The sequence below is a fragment of the Mucilaginibacter sp. CAU 1740 genome (genome assembly GCF_039839285.1).
Classification (GTDB): domain Bacteria; phylum Bacteroidota; class Bacteroidia; order Sphingobacteriales; family Sphingobacteriaceae; genus Mucilaginibacter.
The window spans coordinates 1-20,921 of the sequence record NZ_JBDOQS010000005.1; the positions used below are offsets into that span (position 1 = coordinate 1).

The following is a 20,921-nucleotide window of genomic DNA, read 5'->3' on the forward strand; positions in this document are numbered from 1 at the left end:
CCGGAATTTAAAATCGCAGCAGGAACAAGCAGTAAGAAAAGTGGGTTCACCTTCATTAGCCGATCAATTACGGGATGCGATCCGGCAGCGGGGCCAGGCTGATCAGGTACACCTTCCAAGTGGCGGTAAAGGCATTTTGGAAACATTGCTGGAACCGCAATTTGTTGCCGGTCCGCCCGATCCGATGGGGGATGCTGATATAGCTAAAAGGAAACGAAAGAAACATGAAGCGGAACATTCCCAGTCGCAAGGGATAAGCAGGTAGCGTGATTACCAAAATGATTATTCAAACTATTAAAACTTAGGGTTATGCAACAGGAAGAACTGGAAGAGAAAGTAACGATGCTGGAGGAACTGATACAAGGGTTCATTCAAAGGATAACCATAGTAGAAACCGATATGCCGGAGTTTCTGAAGAGTTTTTTAAGTCAATACAAGGAAACATTAGACCAGATAGCTAGCAGGATCGAAACGGCTAATAAACGTTATGATGATCGAAAGATCCAGCAGCAGATGGATGAATTAAGAGATGTGGTTTCGCGGGTGCCTAAAGTGATCGGTGTCAAAAATCATCATCATTTCGGGGTATGGTCAAAAAGCCTGGTTATCGGGGTAGTGGTAGCTTTTGTTATTACAGCCGGATCATTTGGTACAGCTTTGTATCTCAATCATCAAAACGACCGACTAAACGAGGAAGCTTATAATTTCTGGCTGGTCAGGGCGATGTATCCTAAAACAGCGGATGCAATCATTACAGAATTACATAATGATCCAAATGCTTTTATTGCTAAGGCTGAAAAGGCGATGGAGAAACAGCAAGCCATTGATGCCGCTAAAGCTCTTGCCGATCAGGCAGACAAGGAGCAGAAAGCAGCGAGGGATAACCTGAAGAAAGTAAGGTCAGCCAAGTGATTTTACTTTGAACTGTTTTCTTTTTTGATAGAAGAGGATGGCCATGCGGCTGCGGCAGGCGGCTCCATTACACCACGCGCTTCGCTCCGGGTTTCATTGCGCCGCCAGCCTCGCCGCCGCACGTGCAGGAGTGTATTCGTTCCTCATACACACCTGCCTTTACCGCCCACGAATTATCGGTTAGTCACAGCACCGCAATCACAAAATTAGCTACGCAGAAAAACAGTCAAGCATCTATGTAAAAGCTTTGTTTAGAAGTAAAACATTAAGCTTATGCAAACACCACAGTTATATATCGGCATAGACGTTCACAAAAAGAGCTGGTCTGTAAGTATCAGGACTGATCTGTTCGAGCATAAAACGTTTAACATGCCATCTGAACCTGAAAAACTAATTAGGTATGTAAACCAACACTTCAAGGATTACCCCGTGGAGTGTTGTTATGAAGCATCATGTTGTGGATTTGTTCCATATCGGCAACTGGAGCAGGCCGGCTGGAAAATAAAAGTGCTCAACCCGTCTGATATACCAAGAAGTGCTAAGAATAAGGATCAAAAAAATGATAGGATAGATTGTCGTAATCTGGCAAAGCAACTTCAGTCAGGACATCTTATTGGGATACATGTACCTGATGAACAACGGGAGCAACTGCGAAGCCTCTTCAGACAGAAGAATAACTTGACAAAAGTTATGCGGAAGCTAAAAAGTCAGATTAAAGGCGAACTTTTGTATTATGGTATTAAAATACCTGCACAATTGGATAACGTGGCGTGGACAAGGAAGATGACAACCTGGTTAGAGGATCTTGAATGGAAATACGTTACCGGCCAGTTAAGTTTACAAAGCAAATTGAAGCATCTTTCGTTCGTTCGCCAGGAATGGCTTATTATCAATAAAGAATTGCGGCAATATGTCAGTGCTTGCTTTAATAATGATTATAAGCTACTAATGACTATCCCAGGGGTTGGCCCGGTAATCGCAATCGGAATATTGGCGGAACTGGGAGATATCAGAAGGTTTAATAAATTTGATCAGCTGGCAAGTTATGTCGGGATAATTCCCAGTGTCTACAGTTCCGGTGAAACTATTCAAACGAGAGGCTTAACATATCGATCAAAAGGCATATTAAGAAGTTATTTGATAGAAAGCGCTTGGGTATCTGTTAGAAGAGATCCAACTATGCAGTCCTATTACCGAAGCCATGCAGGCAAACAGCCCAACAAAATAATAATAAAAGTAGCTCACAAACTCTTGCGGAGAATATGGCATATAATTAAAACCGGAGAGGGTTATAAATTAGGTTTGGTAGCTGGTAATGTCGAGCCTGGTTGAGTGGTCATCATGTTAGTATATGGAAAACTCTTCGAGTTTACACACATACTAACATGACAAGCAATAACAATAAGGAATTTTCCCATTTATGCTCATAAAGAAATGGTGACTGCAACATATACCATGCAATTGTTTAAAAGTGCAAAGTCAAGTAGGCAGCGCCTTTTATAAAAACCCGTGATTAATGCTGGCGGCTTCTCGTTGGGGGATGATCGCAAATAGGAGGCTGATGCATAGGGGGATATTCAAAAAAGTGGCAATTATAATTGCATAGGATTCTTGTTGCCTTTAGCGAACAAAAAATTAAATAATTAATTGAAATCGAATAAAAATATAGCCAATTTTATAAAAAACTTTTCATAGGAGGGTATATAAACCACGGCTATCGCCGTGGCCCTTGACAATTTTCCTGCTAACAGCTCCGGTTGTTTAAGCGGTGATATGACTGGGTGTGCGCAGATCGTATTTGATTGTTCAATAAACTTTTGCTCAACAATACATTATCAAAGTTACGTACCATTCGCCGCTTGCTTTCCTACCTTGATCATCACAAAGAAGTATTGTTGCGTCAGTTTAAAGTAGAGGTGGGATTGATTGGGGATTCTTTATACTTCATATATTTCATAATGGTATAGTCTTTTAAATATTCAAATGGATTGACATGTTCATACCATTTTGAACTCCGGACAAATACTTTCCCGTTCTCTTTATATTCCACGAGCCCACCGATCCGCATCATGGCAATAGGCGGAAGAAATCCCGGATGATCATTAACCAGGAAAACCTGATAATGCTTGCCCTTGCCGTCAGACCTTGGTATAACCCTTGGTTTTAACAAGCCTTTTTTGATCCAGTCCTTCAGATCTTTCTCTTTCAAGCCAAAATAGTCATCCAGGTTAAATTCAGTGTAAAATAAGCTATGATTGGAAACGACCTCGCCAGGAACGATACCTTTGTTGACCGCGCTCTGGCAGGCCATACATTTTAGCCCGAATCGGTCATACCAGCGTTCATTCTCATTGCTGCCGTTGCCGCAAAGCCGGCATGCATGTTTATTTCCTCTGATGGCAAATCCATTCGGATGATCTTCAAGCTTTTGCTGCCATTTCATTTCCCGCGTGGCTTGAGCAATCGCGATCGGTGCCATTTTATAGATGAAATCCAAGACCTTATCCGCTTCCTCTTCGTTTATTTCCGTCCCATGTTTCTTCAAAATTGCTATAGCCTGTTTTACGCTGATCTTCCGCTTGGATCGGTCAAGGTCATATTTAGAGGGATAGTCATGCTCGTCACCTTCTTCATCGTCGTTTACGGTAGTAGCTTCCGATACAAGATCCGGCTTGTTATCACCTAAGGCTACTGCTGGTTCTTGTATTACAGTTTTGGATTCTTCTTCAGGCTTAGATTTTAAATCATCTGGTTTGATTCCGTAAAACCGGCATAGTTTTATCATTATTTTCAATGGCAATTTGGAAATGCCATTTTCCATATCGGCATAATTAGATACCGGTATGTCCAGCATAAAAGCTACATCCTCGGAATCGAGATCATTTTGCTGCCGATAATAACGTAATTTATCCTTCATAAACTTTAGTTGAGTTGCATGAAGTAACAATTTGATTACAGAAAGCTTTAAATCAAGTAAATGATATTGCTGAAGAGTGTTTTACTGGTTAGTCCCTGTTTTTAAGAATTTCAACTTTTTCACGCTCACTCTGTAAAAGGCGTTCATAGAGTTTCTTGTTTTCCTCAATAACCTCAAGCCACTTTTCTATTGGATTAAAATTATATGTTCCATAGTTGCCCATAAATGGACCGTGATTGACACTGGTATCATTAAACGTGTTAAAGTATGTTACTGCTGCCTGTTCATCAAAATTCTTTATTGCTTCAATTGGCACTTTAAGTATGGCGGCTACTTGCGCAAGAATATCATCTTCTATGGTGTCTTTGGCTTCTAATAACGAAATTCGTCTTTGGCTCCAGTCATCTCCTAACTCCAAAGCCAACGCCTCTTGTTTGAAGCCCAGCATTTCCCGGAAACGTTTAATATTACGGCCGTGGTGGATCTGTGTTGGTTTTTCGCTGGTAGTGCTCATAGAATGTTGTTTTGGTCAAAAATAACAAAAATAATAAATAGGTGCCGCTATACTAAAATAGAAATAATAACCGGTAAAATATCGCTTCGCGTGTTTGAGATAAACCTCTCAAAAATGGTTTAGTATAGTATGGTTTGTCAACTTCGTATATGAAGTCATTATTCACTCAAATTTTTTAAGCTATGCGAGGTGACGAACATTATGTACCATGGGAGAACTATCCTAAATTCCTGCTTTTTAATGAAATCCGCGATCCCTATCGCGCGTTACGAGATGCTTTTTGGGGCGAAGAACCAGAAGGGAATAAACGTTTGCTGGAACAATTAAAAACATTTGCGCTTAGCGATATACATTATCAAGGTGGCAAAGAAGGACCTGCAAAAATGGTGCAGGCGGTAAACGAGTGGGTGCGGATGATCGAGATCTGTTTTATTTTGTGGCTTGACAGAAAAACCCCGGACGATTGGGATAAGGCCGAAATTGTTGAGGGGAGTCAATTACGGTTTGCCAGACATACATGGAAGTATTTTCCGGATGATTTGTCGTTCTACGAAGAGCGCAATCCATATATAGTTTTCAGACGGATCTTTGGCTATATCGGCTTGCAGGACCTCCGTGACTATTTCGATTACTGGCTTTATGCAGCCCTGAGTAATGAGGCACTGACAGTAGCAGAATTTGAAGGCAATATGCCCCAATTATTTGATGACCTATTAAAACTACACTCGGCAGCTTATATGGTCGAACAACTTGCTATTGGCGCGGTGTGGGAAACCCTCACTACAAATAATGGCCATCACCTGTCTTATACCAAAGAGGGCCGAAAGGTGATCACGATCATAGAGGATACGGAAAACTACAATCTTTTTGATTGGAAGTTGCCGCGGGCACTTAAACGCAAAAACAGATTAGAGAAGGAATTTAAATTCGGGGAAATGGCCGAGACTCTCGTAAAAGAACTTCCATTTATTAAACATGTATGCCACCTGGGTGCTTTACCATATGCGGACAGGATTTACCTGTTAATTTTAGTTGATGATCGGGTTGGAATAACAGAAGATGAGATATCGGATAAAATTCAATCTGACAGGCTTGGAAAAACCTTTATCGTTCCACTCGTTTATAAACTCAAAAGTGCGTTAGATGAAATTAAAACGAATCCACGTTTTTGGGAATGGGTAGTATATGCAGGGACAGTATTATATACCGACCCGGATCTTGTAATTCCGAACCCTGAATATGTGACTGTCGAAATGCATAAGACGGTGTTGGAAAGGTGCTGGAAGAACTCTCATAAAGAGTGCCGCAGCCTGTTAAAACGAGTAGAAATCCATTTGAAGAAAGAAGAATACAAGTCTGCACTATCATTTATGATCAAAGCGATTGAAACTGTACAACGGTGTGCAATAGAGCTAAAGTTGGGATACAACCGACAGGACGGAAAATTTGCCAAACTGCAACAGATAATTAGCCTGTTTACTGATGATTACCAATATATCCTTTATAAGGATACGGATGATGACACGGAGTTTGTTTTCTACAATCTTTTCGATAAGGGATATCCAAAGGCTAAAACGAAAAATTTCAAAGCCGAAAAATCCATTTTGGAAACTGCCGTAAAAAAGATTGAACTGTACCTGTCGAGAACTGAAAAGCTATATACTCAACAAATTGCATTTCTTGAGTATTCTCTGGGCAAATTTTCGTGAGTAAATACCGTAAACTAAAATATGTCATGTTTTAGAGTATTTTAGAAACGCAAAAAATAGAGTATCCGGGTTTTCATTGTGAAATTTGGAGTGTACCGCCAAGAAACGAGTGGGGCCAACGACCAAGTAGCCACGGCGAAAGCAGATGCAGGGACGTGAAAAATTCACGGCCCTGCTAGCTTAGCCGGAGACGTACGATTAATAGACTCGCAGCAAACGATTTTTTCTAATGTCGGTAAAACAAAGACTTGTTAATTTATTGATATCGATATTCCTCAGGCTAATATAAACCTTCATCTACTAGGGAGTGTACGTTACGACTCTTGTAGGCGAAGCAGTTTCTCGGCGACTCGCAAAGATCCGTTGCTCATCGTCGTGACCCCTTTACAATTTCAGAGCGCCATAGTTTTTGTACGTCGATGTAAGCCAACCCAGTATAACATCTGAATAAAAATATATCCCTGACTTGCTCAAGACGAGCGTTAACTTTAAAGCTGAAGTTGTTGCCTTTACGAACCGAACGGAGGTAGAACTCAAACTCACTGATGAATCGGTGATCAATTTGCTTGCCGGATATTGATCCTGTGTTTCCGTTAAATAAAGTCTTGCGTGTGCTTCAGTATTGTTTCATATCGGCTAACAGTAGCGGGAGTAAATTCCTCATTCATCAAGGCGGATATCTTGCTATAAATATTGATATTATGAGGTGTTAATTGATTTGCTTACGCCTCAATTCATAAAATAATGTTATTTCGTAAAACCGGACTTGGGTGATTTGCTCTAATTTGTTGTGTTTCAGAAAATTAGCAATTGGTTGCTTTTTTGAATAACAGAATAAAAAACATATGGAAAACACACTAATAAACCAAGCGACGGAATTTAATCCAGATAACTTCCTGATCGTAACGGCCAGAACTTTTGATGAACTTCAAGTCGGCGAAATTTTCCGGGCACCAAGCCGTACACTCACCGATGCCCATTCGGCTGCATTTCAAACAGTTTCGTGCGACAACCATCCTGTACATTATGATGCCGTATGGGCCAAAAAGCATGGACATAAGGCACCGGTTGTACACGGTTTACAGGTACTTGCTTTTACTGAACCGGGGGCTACATTGTTTCCGCATGTGATAGGCGAAGCCTTCATCGCCTTTACAGAGTTATCCTGCAAATTTTTGAGAGAAGTAAATGCGGGCGATACTTTATATCCGGCGTTGCAGATCGTAGCCCTTAATCCGCAAGGGAATACAGGTATCGTTGAAACTGCTGCTACTATTCATAACCAAAACGGTGAACTGGTATTATCCGGCACGCATAAATATCTTTTAAAAGCAAAATCAAACGCATAATTGAACCTATCATGGAAAATACTACATTAATAAGCATTGAGAATAACCTCACTGAGCAGAAAACTTTTGTACTGGTTCATGGCGCGTGGGCCGCGCCATTTGCCTGGAATTTGATTAAAGAAGCGCTTGAGGCCACGGGTAACTTGGTAATAGCCGTACAACTTCCCGGTCATGGTTGTGATGATACCGATTTCGGGATTTTACATATGGATACGTACATCAAATATGTAAGTGATACTATCGAAAAGCTTGGTACCAGCGTGATCCTGGTAGGGCATAGCCTGGCCGGAATGATCATATCCGGCGTGGTTGAGCAAATTCAGGAACGGATTGAAAAGCTTGTGTACGTTGCTGGATATGTTCCGCGAAACGGGCAGTCGGCATATGCCATTTCTCTTGATGATAAACAATCGTTACTTGGCGCTTCGCTATTGGTATCAGATGATCAATCCACTTTTGATATTAAAAGAGAAGATATCATCAATATTGTCTGCCAGGACGGGAGCAAAGAGGTTCAGCAGTTAATTTTGGATAGTTACAAGGCAGAACCAGCCGCGCCATTTTCAGATCTGGTAGCGCTTAGCGACGAAAAGTTTGGAAGCGTTGATAAATACTATATTGAAACCTTACAAGATCATGGGATAGGTAACGAGCTTCAAAAACAAATGATTGCACAGGCTAATATCAAAAATACTTACCAGCTTAACAGCGGGCACACACCTCTGCTTTCCATGCCAAAAGAGCTTAGCGACATACTTCAGGAAATAGGGCAGAAGTAACCATTGCCGAAGAGAAAGACACCGGGATATCTGTTTAACAGGTATCCCTTGCTTGTTTATCTCTAAGCCGGCTCAAACTCACCAGGGGTATGAATGGCCATTTCTGTATTAACAGGAAACGCGATCTGAATATGAAGCCCTTTATCGCTTTGTAGTGTAAATGTGCCGCCAAGCTGTTCACTTAGTCCTTTCATTAAACTCATACCTAATGAATTTAAGCTGTCTTCATCAAAATCTTCGGGCAACCCTATTCCGTTGTCGGCTATCATCAGCGTACAGTTACGTTCGTCGTCACGCTGAAGCATAATGCTTACCATACCTAACCTGTTGTTTGGGAACGCGTATTTAATGGAATTGGTAACCGCTTCGTTAAGTATCAGCCCAAGCGGAACAGCCTGCGCCACGTCAAGATTTACCTCATCCGCCTCGATCAGAAAGCGGACATTTTTATCGATATCAAAACATTCGCGCATGTAAGACACCAGCTCGTGGATATACCACTTCATATCGATGGTGGCCAAACTATCCGATTGATAAAGCTTTTGATGAATGAGCGACATGGCATACATCCGGTGCTGGCTGTTTTGTATCGCCTCCATAGCATCCTGGTTATTGATATAGGCCGATTGGGTATTGAGCAAACTGATCACAATTTGGAGGTTGTTTTTAACCCGGTGATGGATTTCGCGCAGCAGCCACTCTTTTTCGCTTAGTACCTTTTTCAAAATATCATATTGCCGGTTGATCTCATCTTGTTTGGCCTGGAGCAGCGCATTGCTTTTTTGCTTTAAGCGGTAGCGGTTATAACTTAATGCAAGCAGCAATAACAACAAAACAACCGCCCCGGCTATAACCTGTTTTATGGTATTGTCTTTCCGGATGGTTTCTGCCTGCAGGTTGTTTGTTTTTGTAAGCAGCTTGATGTTTTTGTCTTTCTGATCAGTTTCAAACTGGATCTGCAAGCTGTTGATCTGATTAGCCTTATCAGCATTAAAAACAGAATCTGAAAGTGATTTATATAATTTATAATGCCCGATGGCCGATTTCAGATCTCCCGCTGCAGAATCGGCCAGGAACCATTGCAGCTGATTTTCCGATCTGAAAAGGTTATTGCCGGTGGATTTTTGAAGATCATCCTGTTTGCGTAAAAAAGGATATACCTCCTTCATGTTTTTAACCACCACCATATAACGGATAATGGCGCTGTACAGGTAAACAAGGTTAGCATCATCGTCAGGCAACGTCCGCTGAAAAACACGCAACTTTTCATAATAGGGCTCAGCCTTTTTATACTCCCGCATACTCATATAAGTATTGAAATAGATATAAGGTATGCGTAGTTTCATCTGCATTTCTGTTGGGGGATATTTCTTTTCGATTACTGGTAACAGATCTAATGCTTTCTGGTATTGTTTTAACCGCACCCATGATGTAGCCATGTTTGATAATATGGTTTGCATATAACCCGCGTCGTTATATTTCTGCGCGATGGCCTTTGCCTTTTCCCAATAAAAAAGCGCTTCCTTATCCTGCTTTAAAAAATAATAGGTTAACGCGATATGATTATATATCGAGCTTAACTGCAGGCTGTTATCGCCAAGTGCTTCAGCTGTTTGTGCGGATAGAAGTTCATACTTTATCGACAGGTGATAATTGCCCAACTGGGTGTAAACATTACCCATCAGGTTGTAAACTCCCTGCAAATCTCTAAAACCAATTTGCTTATAAATCGCCAATGCCTGCTCAAGCGCGGTAAGCGCTTCTGACGCCCGGCCGCGCAAATGCAGGTAATCGCCGGTGTATTTCAGGGCTGTGGCTTCCTTTTCTTTGTCGCCTGCCTCGCGGTATAGTTTAATCGCTTTCTCCTGTAATTGCAGTTTACGGGCAATACCGTCGTTTTCGTTATCATAAAACTGGGCTTCTGCTTCGTAGCATTGGCCTTGTTCAACTAACAGGTTATGCTTTTGGGCAAAGGCTAACGCCGCAGCCACGCTTGCCTGCGCTTTGGTTTTATCCCCTGCTTCGTGTCTTATTTTGCCGTCCAGCAGCAATGCTCTTGCCTCGCCAATTTCAAAACCATCTTTCCTGCTTAAATTTAGCGCCGTGTTTTTCAATAGCATGGCGCTATCCAGATCGACTTTTAGTTCGCCGGGTTTGTTCAGGTACTGCTCCGACAATCTCAAATAAAGATCGGTTTGCGTTTTTACATCGCTTGTTACAGTCAGTTTTTTACGCAGATCTGTTATATCATCATGCCGTTGGCCATACCCGCATAGGGTTATTGACAACAGCCCGATTATAATGGCGATCCGTTTTTGAATATGATTAAAGCGATGTTTCATCTCCAAATACAATTTTAACGGGTATTTAACCAGGGGTTTAAACAGTAAACTCTTCCCGGTATAAAGGCGTTGTGCCAACCCGGGAAGAGTCTTTATTACAGTGATGTTAAGGCTTGCCGCTTGGGGCAAGCTGTTATGTTATTTACCATTTGCAGCTGCTTCAATAACTGCCGCAATTGCTTTGGGCTGTGTCATGAACAGTGTGTGCCCGCCGTTTACGTTAGTGATTTTAGCGTTAGCGCGTTTGTACATGGTATCTTCCAGGCCCATATTAATGGTTTCATCGTTTGATGGCTTTACCGCGTAAACCGGTTTGCTTTTCCATGCTGCGGTAGTTATCTTATCAGTAAACGATTTAACAGTAAGCGGAATCTGCGAATCATACATAAAATCCGATTTTTCTTTGGTTTGGCCGTTGGCAAAAGTTTCCTGGAAAGTTGCTTTGCCTAAGTAAACATTGCCCTTTGCATCTGGTGCAAGTATGCCTTTGGGTTGCTCTTTAACTGTTTGCACCAGATCAAGGGTCGATTCGCCCGCATCAGGTATAAAAGCGGCTACATATACCAGGCTTTTAACATTATCCGCATTACCCGCCTCAGTGATTACCGTGCCGCCCCATGAGTGGCCAACTAAAACTACCGGGCCATCCTGGCGTTCCAGTGCAAAATTTGTCGCGGCAACATCATCAGCTAACGAACTGGTTGGGTTTTGCACCAGAGTAACTTTGTACCCGTCTTTCACCAGTATTTTGTAAACAGCTTCCCAGCCCGAAGCATCTGCGAAAGCGCCGTGTACAATAACAATGTTTTTAATGCCTGCAGATTGCGCGTTAGTTTTTAAAGGATTAACTGTTGATACTAAAATGGCCACTGCTACAGCGGCTATCATTTTGATTGTAAAGTTTGTTTTCATGTTTTTGATTATCTGCCAACAGTTAATCTATAAACATGCCTTGTGTTATTGTGTTGATTGTTAATGTTTTAATCTCGTTTTTGACCTTTTGCGCATTACGATATTCCGTTAATTTGCGATTACCGTAGATGTTGAACACTAAAAATGCTTCTTATTCAAACCCAGCTTTTTTATTTTAGAGTTGAGCGTTGTAGCGGGCACGCCCAATAGTTTCGCCGCACCATACTGTCCAGAGATGCGCCCGTTACATAGCTGAAGTACGGAGAAAATATGGTCGCGCTCATTTTCTTCAATGGTTTTAATTTTATGTTTGATGCCGGCCTCATCGGTAACGGTTTTGGCGGTTGCCGGGATATTGATCTCACCAATAAGCGGCTTGTTGCTCAGCAAAACCTGGCGCTCAATTAAATGCTCCATTTCCCGCACATTGCCCGGCCAGCTGTAATTGACCATCTGCTTTATCGCCCGCTGACTGAAGCCTGTTTGCTGCTTACCGTATTTACTCAAAAAATAAGCGGCCAATAAGGGGATATCTTCCGTCCTGTCCCTGAGCGCGGGCAGGTTGATTGGGAACACATGCAACCGGTAATAGAGATCTTCCCTAAAACGGCCCTTTTCAACTTCCGTAAGTAAATCACGGTTTGTTGCGGAAATAACCCTGACATCAATTTTTATGGTTGTTTTGCCGCCAACGCGTTCTATTTCTTTTTCCTGTAAAGCCCTAAGCAGTTTTACTTGCAGATCTAAAGGTAGTTCACCAATTTCATCAAGAAACAAGGTCCCATTATTTGCCAGTTCAAATTTGCCTATCCGCTGATCTGTAGCCCCTGTAAACGATCCCTTTTCGTGACCGAACAACTCGCTCTCTATCAGGTTTTCAGGAATAGCGGCACAGTTAACACTGATCATAAAGTTGTTTTGCCTTGCCGATGCATTGTGTATAGCTTTTGCTATCAGCTCTTTACCCGTTCCGGTTTCGCCGGTTATCAAAACTGTCGAATCAGATCCGGCTACCTGGTCCATTAACGCGAAAACCTTACTCATTTTAGCACCCGCGCCAATAATTTCAGGATAATTAGCTGTAGCAGGCTGCTCATCGCTTATATATATACTTTCGTTCTCCCGTTGTGCCTTAAAAGCCTTGATCTCATCAAGCTGTATTTTGATCTTTTTATAAGCAGCCGGGAATAAAGCTACCGTTTTGTCAAAAAAGTCATCCAGCGTGTTCGCTTCGTTTATCAGAGCCAGTTTTGCATTTAAATCAGTTAAAAGAGTTAAATCGATTAATTCGGTTGCCTTCGTATTCTGAGGCTCTTGTTGCGCTACGTTCACAATAGGCAACAGCAGGGTATCCTGATTTAAAGTTTGTACGTGTTGTAAAAAAATAATATCAGTAAGCAGATCGGCAATGTTGCTGCAAAAGGTAAGGCACCCGGCGCTAAACTCCCTGTTGTTATTGTGTAATTCAAGTGTGCCGATAATTTTATTCTCTATTTCGAGGGGGATATAGCAATGAAACTTATAACCGTCCTCCCCGGTAATAAGGCGATGATTCTGGCCCTCTTCCTCTAACCATTCATCCATCGATTTGATGACCGGGAAAGAAAAATCGGCAATGCTTTTTTGTAAGGCGGTAAGCTCATGAGGCTGATCGGTTACCTCTGTACGTATCTGTTCTGTATCGCTTAAAAAAGTAGATATATAAGCTTCTTTAACAACCGTTACCTGAACATCGTAGATCAATATGGCCGCGCAATCAATTGAAAACAGCGGGTGGAGCCTGCCGAAGATGATTCCTAAAACATCAATCAGCTTGATAGAACTTCCGAGTATAACAGCCGGAGAAAGGACTTTTAATGTAGAATGCTTGTTTACCTCTGAAAAAGGGGATTCGGGTGTGCCATGCATATGAGCGCCTGTTTTTAAATAATACTAAACTATTAGTATAAAGAAAAAGAAGATGGTAATGCGGCAAATATGGTTAATTTATTGCTTTTTTCTGACCAGGAGAGATGTTTTTTGGTCTGTAGATTGGATTTAGATGAAAAGAAAGATGGTACCTGATGAACCGAGATATCAAGGCATACAGATACTGAATTGAAAATCAGTTAATTTCTTAACCCAATGTTACCGGTAAATAATAACAAGTATTTCGAACGCGAAAAAATAAGCTTTGTAGGCTACGGCTCTGAGGTCTGTTAATTTTAAGTTTTTCATTTGTTGGATAATTTTAGTTTAGATGCAGGCAAATGCATATTAATGTTGCATTGCCACGAACAGAGATTTCAAGCAAGATGCCATTGTTTTATCTGTTTGGTTTTCAGGGTTTTGATTTAATTTATATCAGCTTCTGATTTGCGAAATATCGCTGATTTATGATCTGAGGCATGATTGAAATTACTTCTCCCCAGGGGGGCGCATCGGGCCGGCCGTCACCCTGAGTAGGTAAAAGCCGCGGCATCTGAAGAATATATGACACTTGGTAGGCGGGGGCTGTCACTCTGAGGTTGTCGAAGAGTCACGCGCAGAGGCCGTGCCCACCATGCTTCGAAAGGCTCAGTATGACTTACTTTTTATATTATGTCGTGAGTAGCTTGTCGAACGGGCGCACGTACAGCCCTGCCCACCATGCTTCGACGGGCTCAGCATGACACCCATTTTCAGTATATCACTATAAGACCTGAAGCAATCCCTGGTTACAAGTCGGCACTGCATGTTTTTGGATTGTTTCGTGCCTCGGCGGCAATAACATTACACCGCCTTTGGCACACGCTCCCTATCTGTGTTAAACTCCTCGTTTTTCGTGCCCGGCATATTCCTAATCGCAAATTCACGATATATCATTATTCTGAAAAAGGAGATGGTGTAATTAATTAATTGATTATCAAATGTTTGACTTGTTGGCATCGTTAGTGGATGCTCTGAATCAAAAAAACATATTTATGAAACCATCACCAGACTTATTAGCTCCTGACAACCATGCATTGGTTCTGATTGATTTTGAAGGCCAAATGGCTTTTGCCACCAAAAGCATTGCTTTAAGCGAATTGCGCACCAACACCGCGATCGTTGCAGGCGCCTCAAAAATTTTCAACGTAGCAACAATTGTTACCACAGTTGCCGAAGAATCATTCAGCGGACCGGTATTCCCTGAAATTGAAGAGTTTTATCCGCAGGCAACTTCCGGTTATATCGACCGCACATCCATGAATACCTGGGAAGATGAAGCCGCCTATAAAGCAATAACCGGCACCGGCAAAAAGAAAATTGTTTTGGCCGGTTTATGGACAGGCGTTTGCATAGTAGGCCCCGCTTTATCTGCCATAAGCGAAGGATACGAAGTATATGCCATTACTGATGCCTGCGGCGATGTTAGTACAGAAGCGCATGAGCGCGCTGTTCAGCGCATGGTACACGCCGGTGTTAAGCCTGTTACTTCTGTGCAATACCTATTGGAGCTACAGCGTGACTGGGCCCGCCAGGAAACTTACGTTGCCGTTACCGACCTGATGAAAAAACATGGCGGCGCTTACGGTATCGGTATCCAGTATGCACACCACATGCTGGCACACTAAAATAAAGCCGCGATTTGTTGCTAACATTCTATATTATCGTTTTTGTGAAAAAAATAATCTTATTACTGTGTGTATTTTGCTGTGCCGACCGGTTGGCAGTTATGGCGCAATCATTTAAACTGATGCGCTATGACGAAGATTACAGCGCTTTTAAATCAGATACCACCGGTAAGTTCTATAATACGATAAAGTATATCGGGTTATCGGCAAACCGCGGCGTTTACCTTTCAGTAGGCGGCGAAATCCGTTACGAATACGCCGGCAAGTTTGATGAAAACTGGAAAGCCGGGCAGGGTTACAACTATAGCTTTTTGCAACGATATTCCTTAAATACCAATTTACAGTTAGGGAGCAATCTCAGGGTGTTTGCACAGATAAACAGCGGGCTTGAAAACGGAAGTAAGTACGGCGCGGCCCCTGTTGATGAAGATAAGCTTAACATACAGGATCTTTTTGCCGAACTAAAGGTGTGGCAAAAAGAGGATCAAAGCTTTTCGGTAAGGGTGGGCAGGCAGGAACTCAATTACGGCACGGGCAGATTGATCTCCGTTCGGGAAGGCACTAACGTGCGGCTGTATTTTACCGGTGCCAAGGCTATGTACAAAGCTGAAAGCTTTACGGTAGATGGCTTTGCCATGATGGCTGATGATGTTTACTCCGGCGTGTTTGATAACAAACCAACCCACCAGGTTAACCTTTGGGGAACTTATGCAACCCTTATTATACCCAAAGGCGGCAACTTTGATTTTTACTATCTCGGCACAAAAAACAATAACAAACGGTTTGAGGAAGGTACAGCTAACGAAACACGACATACCGTTGCTACCCGCTACTGGAAAAACGGAGGCGGCTTTATTTACAACCTGGAAGGCGCATACCAATTTGGCAAATTTGGAAAAGGTAATATCAACGCCTGGACAGCGGCTATCGACTTTGGTTACGTATTCGACAAGATAAAAGGTATGCCAAGTATCAACCTCCGCAATGATTACATATCCGGCGATTCAAAAAAGGGGGACGGGAACCTTCAAACTTTTAACCCGCTTTATCCCCGCGGCGGTTACTTCGGTTTTAACCCGCTTATTGGCCCCGCCAACCTTATTGATCTACATCCCTACGCTACCTATAATTTGTTTAACCGCCTGGATCTGCAGGCTGATGTGGTGTTCAATTGGCGCTACTCTACACAGGATGGTTTGTACAGACCAAGCGGCAATTTCAATCTGCCGGGCGCTGCTTCTGCACAAAAATATATCGGCACAACATACCTCGCCAGTGCCGAATACAGATTCAGCAAGTTTTTTACGCTGAGCAGTGGCGCGCAGTATTTCAAAACCGGCAGCTTTTTGCAGGAGGTTGTGCAACCCACTGCAAGCTCCTGGTTTTACAACCTTCAATTTACCTTCAAATTTTAAACTTATTCAATACATAAACTTATGAAAACACTATTCCAAAACCCCTTAAAAATGCTGAGGCGTACTTTTAAATTATCGCTTGTTTCCATGTTGCTGCTATGCAACCTTAATACAAGCTTACTGGCGCAGGATGCAAAACCCCAGCTTACCGCGGTTGGTACCACGGCCGTTTTAGGCAAGGCTGATGGTATAACAATTGAAGGTAAGGTACAAAGCCCGTCGGGCCAGGCCACGCCGTTACAAATTGTATGCATTTTTGAATATGAAGAAGGTGACCTGACCAGTCCGCAGGCACTTCCTGCCGCGGCTAATGGCCTGTTGCATGTTGATGAAGCTTTAAAAGGTTTAATAACAGATTTGCGTAAAAGCGGTAAGTTTTTAGGTCACCGGTTAGAAACTATGTTGCTTACGCCACCAAATGGCAGTATGCCCGCGCAAAAACTGTTGCTTGTTGGGTTAGGTAACCGCAAAGATTTTACTCCCGATGTGATGACCGATATAGGCCGTTTGGGTATGCGCGAAGCATTACGCCTTGGTGTAAGCAGCTATTCGCACGCCAGTGATCTGAAGGACGGCGGCGTTGATTCACCTACTGCTATTGTTGCCGTTAATGTAGTAAAGGGCGCGTTGGAGGCTTATGAAACCGAGCAATACCTGGCAGGTAAAAAACTAACAGCGCACAAACCATTGGTAAAAGTTACGCTATTGGCAGGGCAAGCCTTCTTTACACCATCGGGCGATGCCATTAAAACCTATTTATCAACCAGAAATTGATCCCGACGATGAAAAGAGCAGATATGGTATTATTTAACGGGAAGATCCATACAGTTGATGCCGCGCTACCAGCCGCCACAGCTGTGGCCATAGCGGATGGGAAAATCATTGCGGTAGGGGATGACGGACCGGTATTAAAACATGCCGGAGAAAACACTACAGTAATTGATCTTCAAAAGAAAACGGTTATACCGGGCATTAATGATTCGCATACCCACCTCATCAGGGGCGGCCTTAACTATAACCTCGAATTACGCTGGGACGGCGTACCCTCACTGGCCGATGCCTTACGGATGCTTAAAGAACAGGTTGATCGTACACCGTCGCCGCAATGGGTACGGGTGATAGGCGGCTGGTCGGAATATCAGTTTGCTGAAAAGCGGATGCCTACACTGGCCGAAATCAACGCGATCTCGCCCGATACCCCTGTGTTTATCATGCACCTGTATGATCGTGCTTTTTTAAACCGCGCCGCCTTAAAAGCTGTAGGCTATACTAAAGATACACCGGCGCCGCCCGGAGGACATATTGAACACAACTCAAAGGGAGAACCAACCGGGCTGATCCTGGCTACGCCCAATGCGATGATCCTTTACGCGACTTTGGCTAAAGGGCCTAAGCTATCTTATGAACACCAGGTTAATTCCACCCGTCATTATATGCGTGAAATGAACCGTTTTGGTATCACCAGTGTAATTGATGCAGGCGGTGGTTTCCAAAATTTCCCGGATGATTACAAAGTTGTACAGGAGCTTAATGATGAAGGCAAACTGACCGTAAGGATTGCTTACAACCTGTTTACCCAACGCGCAAAACATGAAGAAGAGGATTTTGAAAACTGGACAAAAACAGTAAAGCTTTACCAAGGCGATGATATGTTTCGCCATAACGGCGCTGGTGAGATGCTGGTGTTTTCGGCGGCAGATTTTGAGGATTTTTTGCAGCCCCGTCATGAATTGCCTGAGCAAATGGAAGATGAGCTGGAACGCGTAGTGCGCCTGCTTGTTGAAAACCGCTGGCCCTTCCGCCTGCATGCTACCTATAACGAAAGTATTACCCGGTTTTTAAACGTATTTGAAAAAGTAAACCGCGATATGCCCTTTAACGGCCTGCCATGGATTTTTGATCACGCGGAAACCATTCACGAAAAAAACATCGAACGTGTTAAAGCCCTTGGCGGTGGCATTGCCATACAAGACAGGATGGCTTTCCAGGGAGAATATTTTTCCGACCGGTATGGGAAAAAAGCGGCGCTGCAAACGCCACCAGTAAAAAAGATGCTGGAAATGGGAGTGCCCGTTGGCGGCGGTACCGATGCAACCCGTGTATCAAGCTATAACCCCTGGCTGGCGCTTTACTGGCTCACATCAGGAAAAACGGTAGGCGGCACAGCCATTTATGATGACGAAAGCAAGCTGAGCCGCGAAACAGCGCTTGAGCTTTACACCCGCGGTAGTGCCTGGTTCAGCAACGAGCAGCAGAAAAAGGGGAGTATTAAAATCGGGCAGCTGGCAGATCTGGCTGTGCTTGACCGTGATTATTTTACGGTTGATGAAGAAGAAATAAAATCCATCGAAGCCGATTTGACCATATTGGGCGGTAAGGTGGTTTATGCCAAGGGGGCTTTCGCTTCGCACAATCCGCCGCCTATCCCCATACTGCCTGATTGGTCGCCTACCAAAATTTATAACGGCTATTTCCCGGGAAGCAACCATTTATCGCCGGCAAATACCAAACAGGCCCAGGCAGAAAAACGGAAATCAGATAACGCGATTATGCAGTTGCAAATAGCTAACGCGGTACATTCATGCATTGGCAGTTGTAATGTACATGGTCATAATCATAACGATGCGCGCCTGAGCAATTTGCCGGTAACCGATTATACAGCTTTTTGGGGTACATTGGGATGTTCCTGCTTCGCGTTTTAAACTATAAAAATCATGAACGATATTATTAAACAACTACTTTATTCAGATTTAGGTTCGGCCCTGGCCAACTGGGGGATGTTTGCCTTTCGCATATTGCTCGCCGTCGAACTTTTTCGCGTGCATGGGATGAAGAAATTCAGGGGTAATGATGGTAAGCCGGAAGTGGTACCTAATCCGCTTGGCTTGCCGCAATTTATAAATAACCTCGTAGCAACACTATCTGATACCGTAGTGCCGGTGCTGGTAATATTGGGCGTATTTACACGCCTGGCTGTACTGCCAACAATAGGCATTACCTCGGTAGGTTATTTTGTTGTGCATAAAAACGATTCGCTCGAGGTTAGAGACGTACCCTACATCTACACTATTTGTTTTTTATTGTTGCTGGCCACAGGGCCGGGCAGCATCTCAATTGACCATTATCTTTTAAATCACTTCTTTAACTTTTAAATAGCTATAACAATGGAACCAAAAATCGGAATATCAAAAGAAAACCTTAGCCAGGTAGCACATGCTTTAAACAAAATACTTGCAGATGAGTATGTGCTTTACACCAAAACCCGTAATGCCCACTGGAATGTAGAGGGCCCTGATTTTCACAGCAAACACCTGTTTTTTGAAAGCCAGTATCAGGAGTTAGACGAGATCATGGATAGCGTTGCAGAGCGCATCCGGTCGCTTGGCCATTATGCACCGGCTACATTAAAAAGCTTTTTGGAGCTTACCCACTTATCTGAAGTGCTACATAGTAAAAATGATGGCACCGGTTTTATTACAGAGTTACTGAACGATCATGAAAGCCTGATCATCCATCTAAGGGAAAACATCAATATTTTTGCCAACGACCTGAAGGACCTGGGCACAAGTGATTATGTAACCGGCCTGATGGAAACGCATGAAAAAATGGCCTGGATGCTGCGGTCACATTTAAGATAACAACCATGGAAAATCAAAAAAACATCTGGTTTGTAACCCTCATACTATCGGCAGTGGCTGGTTATTGTGATACTGTAACCTTTGTATCTGCCGGTTCTATTTTTTCGGCACACGTAACGGGTAACTTTATCGTATTCGCCTATCAAATTATTAAAGGTTCAGACGCACAGGCCTGGATCAAGCTGCTTACTTTTCCGGTATTTATTATATCGGTAATAATTGGCGGGCTGATAGCTGCAAGATCTGTTAACCGTTATAAAATACTACTGGTTGAAGGGATTGTACTTTTGCTGAGCGGCATTATTTCTGAACTGTTTGTACATACCGACCAGCTTGTATGGGAAACATATGTTGTTGTGATGATGGTAGTATTTGCCATGGGGCTGCAGAACGCGTTTGGCAAACTATACGCCAAAGAAACCTTTGGCCCCACAACCATGATGACAGGTAACGTAACCCAGGCCTCGCTTGATCTTGGCAACTCCATCGGTTCGGCGTTTAAGGATCTGGTATCTGTGCAGAGCCTTAAAAAGCAAAGCGTGACAATTGGCGGTTTCCTGCTTGGCTGCCTTGCAGGTGCTTTACTTGCCAAAAGCTTTGGTTTAACCGTTATTGTTTTACCGGGTGCCGGCATGATCATCTGCTATTTAAGTACGGGTAAAAATGAGCCGGTTACAATAAGCTAATAAGTTGTATAATTAAAGGCCGTTATTTTGATGGCCTTTAATTATATTAAAGCAATAATTTTTTAACGTATTGATCATAATCTCCCGTCACAAATTCACGATATATCGTTAATCTTTAAAAAGGTGAATATGTAATAAGAGTAAGATTAACAGGTTGTTATATATTGGTATTC

The 20,921-nt window shown here is 42.9% G+C and carries 18 protein-coding genes; 13 read left to right on the plus strand and 5 right to left on the minus strand.

Going from position 1 to position 20,921, the window contains the following annotated elements:
- From AAFN85_RS12460 to AAFN85_RS12470, 3 genes are all read left to right on the plus strand, one after another.
- Positions 1–265: hypothetical protein (locus tag AAFN85_RS12460; protein WP_347527644.1), on the plus strand; the 265-nt coding region annotated here is incomplete at its 5' end.
- A gap of 44 nt (positions 266–309) precedes the next feature.
- Positions 310–912: a hypothetical protein gene (locus AAFN85_RS12465; protein ID WP_347527645.1), complete on the plus strand. Its 603-nt coding sequence runs from the start codon at positions 310–312 to the stop codon at positions 910–912.
- Between the two features lie 273 nt (positions 913–1,185).
- Positions 1,186–2,244 (plus strand): IS110 family transposase, encoded by a 1,059-nt coding sequence (locus AAFN85_RS12470; protein ID WP_347527646.1) that lies wholly within the window; start codon positions 1,186–1,188, stop codon positions 2,242–2,244.
- A 568-nt stretch (positions 2,245–2,812) separates the two neighbouring features.
- Here AAFN85_RS12470 and AAFN85_RS12475 read toward each other — a convergent pair.
- The gene (locus AAFN85_RS12475; protein WP_347527647.1) at positions 2,813–3,829 is read right to left on the minus strand and encodes a helix-turn-helix transcriptional regulator; all 1,017 of its coding nucleotides are present in this window, start codon (positions 3,827–3,829) and stop codon (positions 2,813–2,815) included.
- A gap of 88 nt (positions 3,830–3,917) precedes the next feature.
- Positions 3,918–4,343, minus strand: coding sequence for a helix-turn-helix transcriptional regulator (locus tag AAFN85_RS12480; RefSeq protein WP_347527648.1), 426 nt, complete (start codon positions 4,341–4,343; stop codon positions 3,918–3,920).
- Between the two features lie 182 nt (positions 4,344–4,525).
- On the opposite strand from AAFN85_RS12480, the gene AAFN85_RS12485 reads away from it, so the two are divergent.
- The 3 genes from AAFN85_RS12485 to AAFN85_RS12495 all read left to right on the plus strand — a co-directional run bounded on the left by AAFN85_RS12485 (position 4,526) and on the right by AAFN85_RS12495 (position 8,180).
- Positions 4,526–6,052: a hypothetical protein gene (locus AAFN85_RS12485; protein WP_347527649.1), complete on the plus strand. Its 1,527-nt coding sequence runs from the start codon at positions 4,526–4,528 to the stop codon at positions 6,050–6,052.
- Positions 6,053–6,897: 845 nt separating this feature from the next.
- The gene (locus AAFN85_RS12490; protein ID WP_347527650.1) at positions 6,898–7,401 is read left to right on the plus strand and encodes a MaoC family dehydratase; all 504 of its coding nucleotides are present in this window, start codon (positions 6,898–6,900) and stop codon (positions 7,399–7,401) included.
- A gap of 11 nt (positions 7,402–7,412) precedes the next feature.
- Complete coding sequence (locus AAFN85_RS12495) at positions 7,413–8,180, plus strand: alpha/beta fold hydrolase (protein WP_347527652.1); 768 nt, start codon at positions 7,413–7,415, stop codon at positions 8,178–8,180.
- Positions 8,181–8,242: 62 nt separating this feature from the next.
- On the opposite strand, the gene AAFN85_RS12500 is transcribed toward AAFN85_RS12495, so the two are convergent.
- From AAFN85_RS12500 to AAFN85_RS12510, 3 genes are all read right to left on the minus strand, one after another.
- Positions 8,243–10,522, minus strand: coding sequence for a histidine kinase dimerization/phosphoacceptor domain -containing protein (locus tag AAFN85_RS12500; protein ID WP_347527653.1), 2,280 nt, complete (start codon positions 10,520–10,522; stop codon positions 8,243–8,245).
- Positions 10,523–10,660: 138 nt separating this feature from the next.
- The gene (locus tag AAFN85_RS12505; protein WP_347527654.1) at positions 10,661–11,434 is read right to left on the minus strand and encodes an alpha/beta hydrolase; all 774 of its coding nucleotides are present in this window, start codon (positions 11,432–11,434) and stop codon (positions 10,661–10,663) included.
- A 138-nt stretch (positions 11,435–11,572) separates the two neighbouring features.
- Complete coding sequence (locus AAFN85_RS12510) at positions 11,573–13,342, minus strand: sigma-54 dependent transcriptional regulator (protein WP_347527655.1); 1,770 nt, start codon at positions 13,340–13,342, stop codon at positions 11,573–11,575.
- Positions 13,343–14,376: 1,034 nt separating this feature from the next.
- On the opposite strand from AAFN85_RS12510, the gene AAFN85_RS12515 reads away from it, so the two are divergent.
- Genes AAFN85_RS12515 through AAFN85_RS12545 form a run of 7 tightly spaced genes read left to right on the plus strand, consistent with a single transcriptional unit; the run spans position 14,377 to position 20,748 of the window.
- The gene (locus AAFN85_RS12515; RefSeq protein ID WP_347527657.1) at positions 14,377–15,009 is read left to right on the plus strand and encodes a hydrolase; all 633 of its coding nucleotides are present in this window, start codon (positions 14,377–14,379) and stop codon (positions 15,007–15,009) included.
- A 44-nt stretch (positions 15,010–15,053) separates the two neighbouring features.
- On the plus strand, positions 15,054–16,424 hold the full coding sequence (locus AAFN85_RS12520; RefSeq protein ID WP_347527659.1) for an alginate export family protein: 1,371 nt from the start codon (positions 15,054–15,056) through the stop codon (positions 16,422–16,424).
- Between the two features lie 21 nt (positions 16,425–16,445).
- Positions 16,446–17,198 carry a M17 family peptidase N-terminal domain-containing protein gene (locus AAFN85_RS12525; protein WP_347527660.1) on the plus strand — a complete coding sequence of 251 codons (753 nt, stop codon included), beginning with the start codon at positions 16,446–16,448 and terminating at the stop codon, positions 17,196–17,198.
- An 8-nt stretch (positions 17,199–17,206) separates the two neighbouring features.
- Complete coding sequence (locus AAFN85_RS12530; RefSeq protein WP_347527661.1) at positions 17,207–19,126, plus strand: amidohydrolase; 1,920 nt, start codon at positions 17,207–17,209, stop codon at positions 19,124–19,126.
- 12 nt (positions 19,127–19,138) lie between these two features.
- Positions 19,139–19,576 (plus strand): DoxX family protein, encoded by a 438-nt coding sequence (locus AAFN85_RS12535; protein WP_347527662.1) that lies wholly within the window; start codon positions 19,139–19,141, stop codon positions 19,574–19,576.
- 12 nt (positions 19,577–19,588) lie between these two features.
- Positions 19,589–20,062: a DNA starvation/stationary phase protection protein gene (locus tag AAFN85_RS12540; RefSeq protein ID WP_347527663.1), complete on the plus strand. Its 474-nt coding sequence runs from the start codon at positions 19,589–19,591 to the stop codon at positions 20,060–20,062.
- Between the two features lie 5 nt (positions 20,063–20,067).
- Positions 20,068–20,748 (plus strand): YoaK family protein, encoded by a 681-nt coding sequence (locus AAFN85_RS12545; protein WP_347527664.1) that lies wholly within the window; start codon positions 20,068–20,070, stop codon positions 20,746–20,748.
- Positions 20,749–20,921 lie beyond the last annotated feature (173 nt).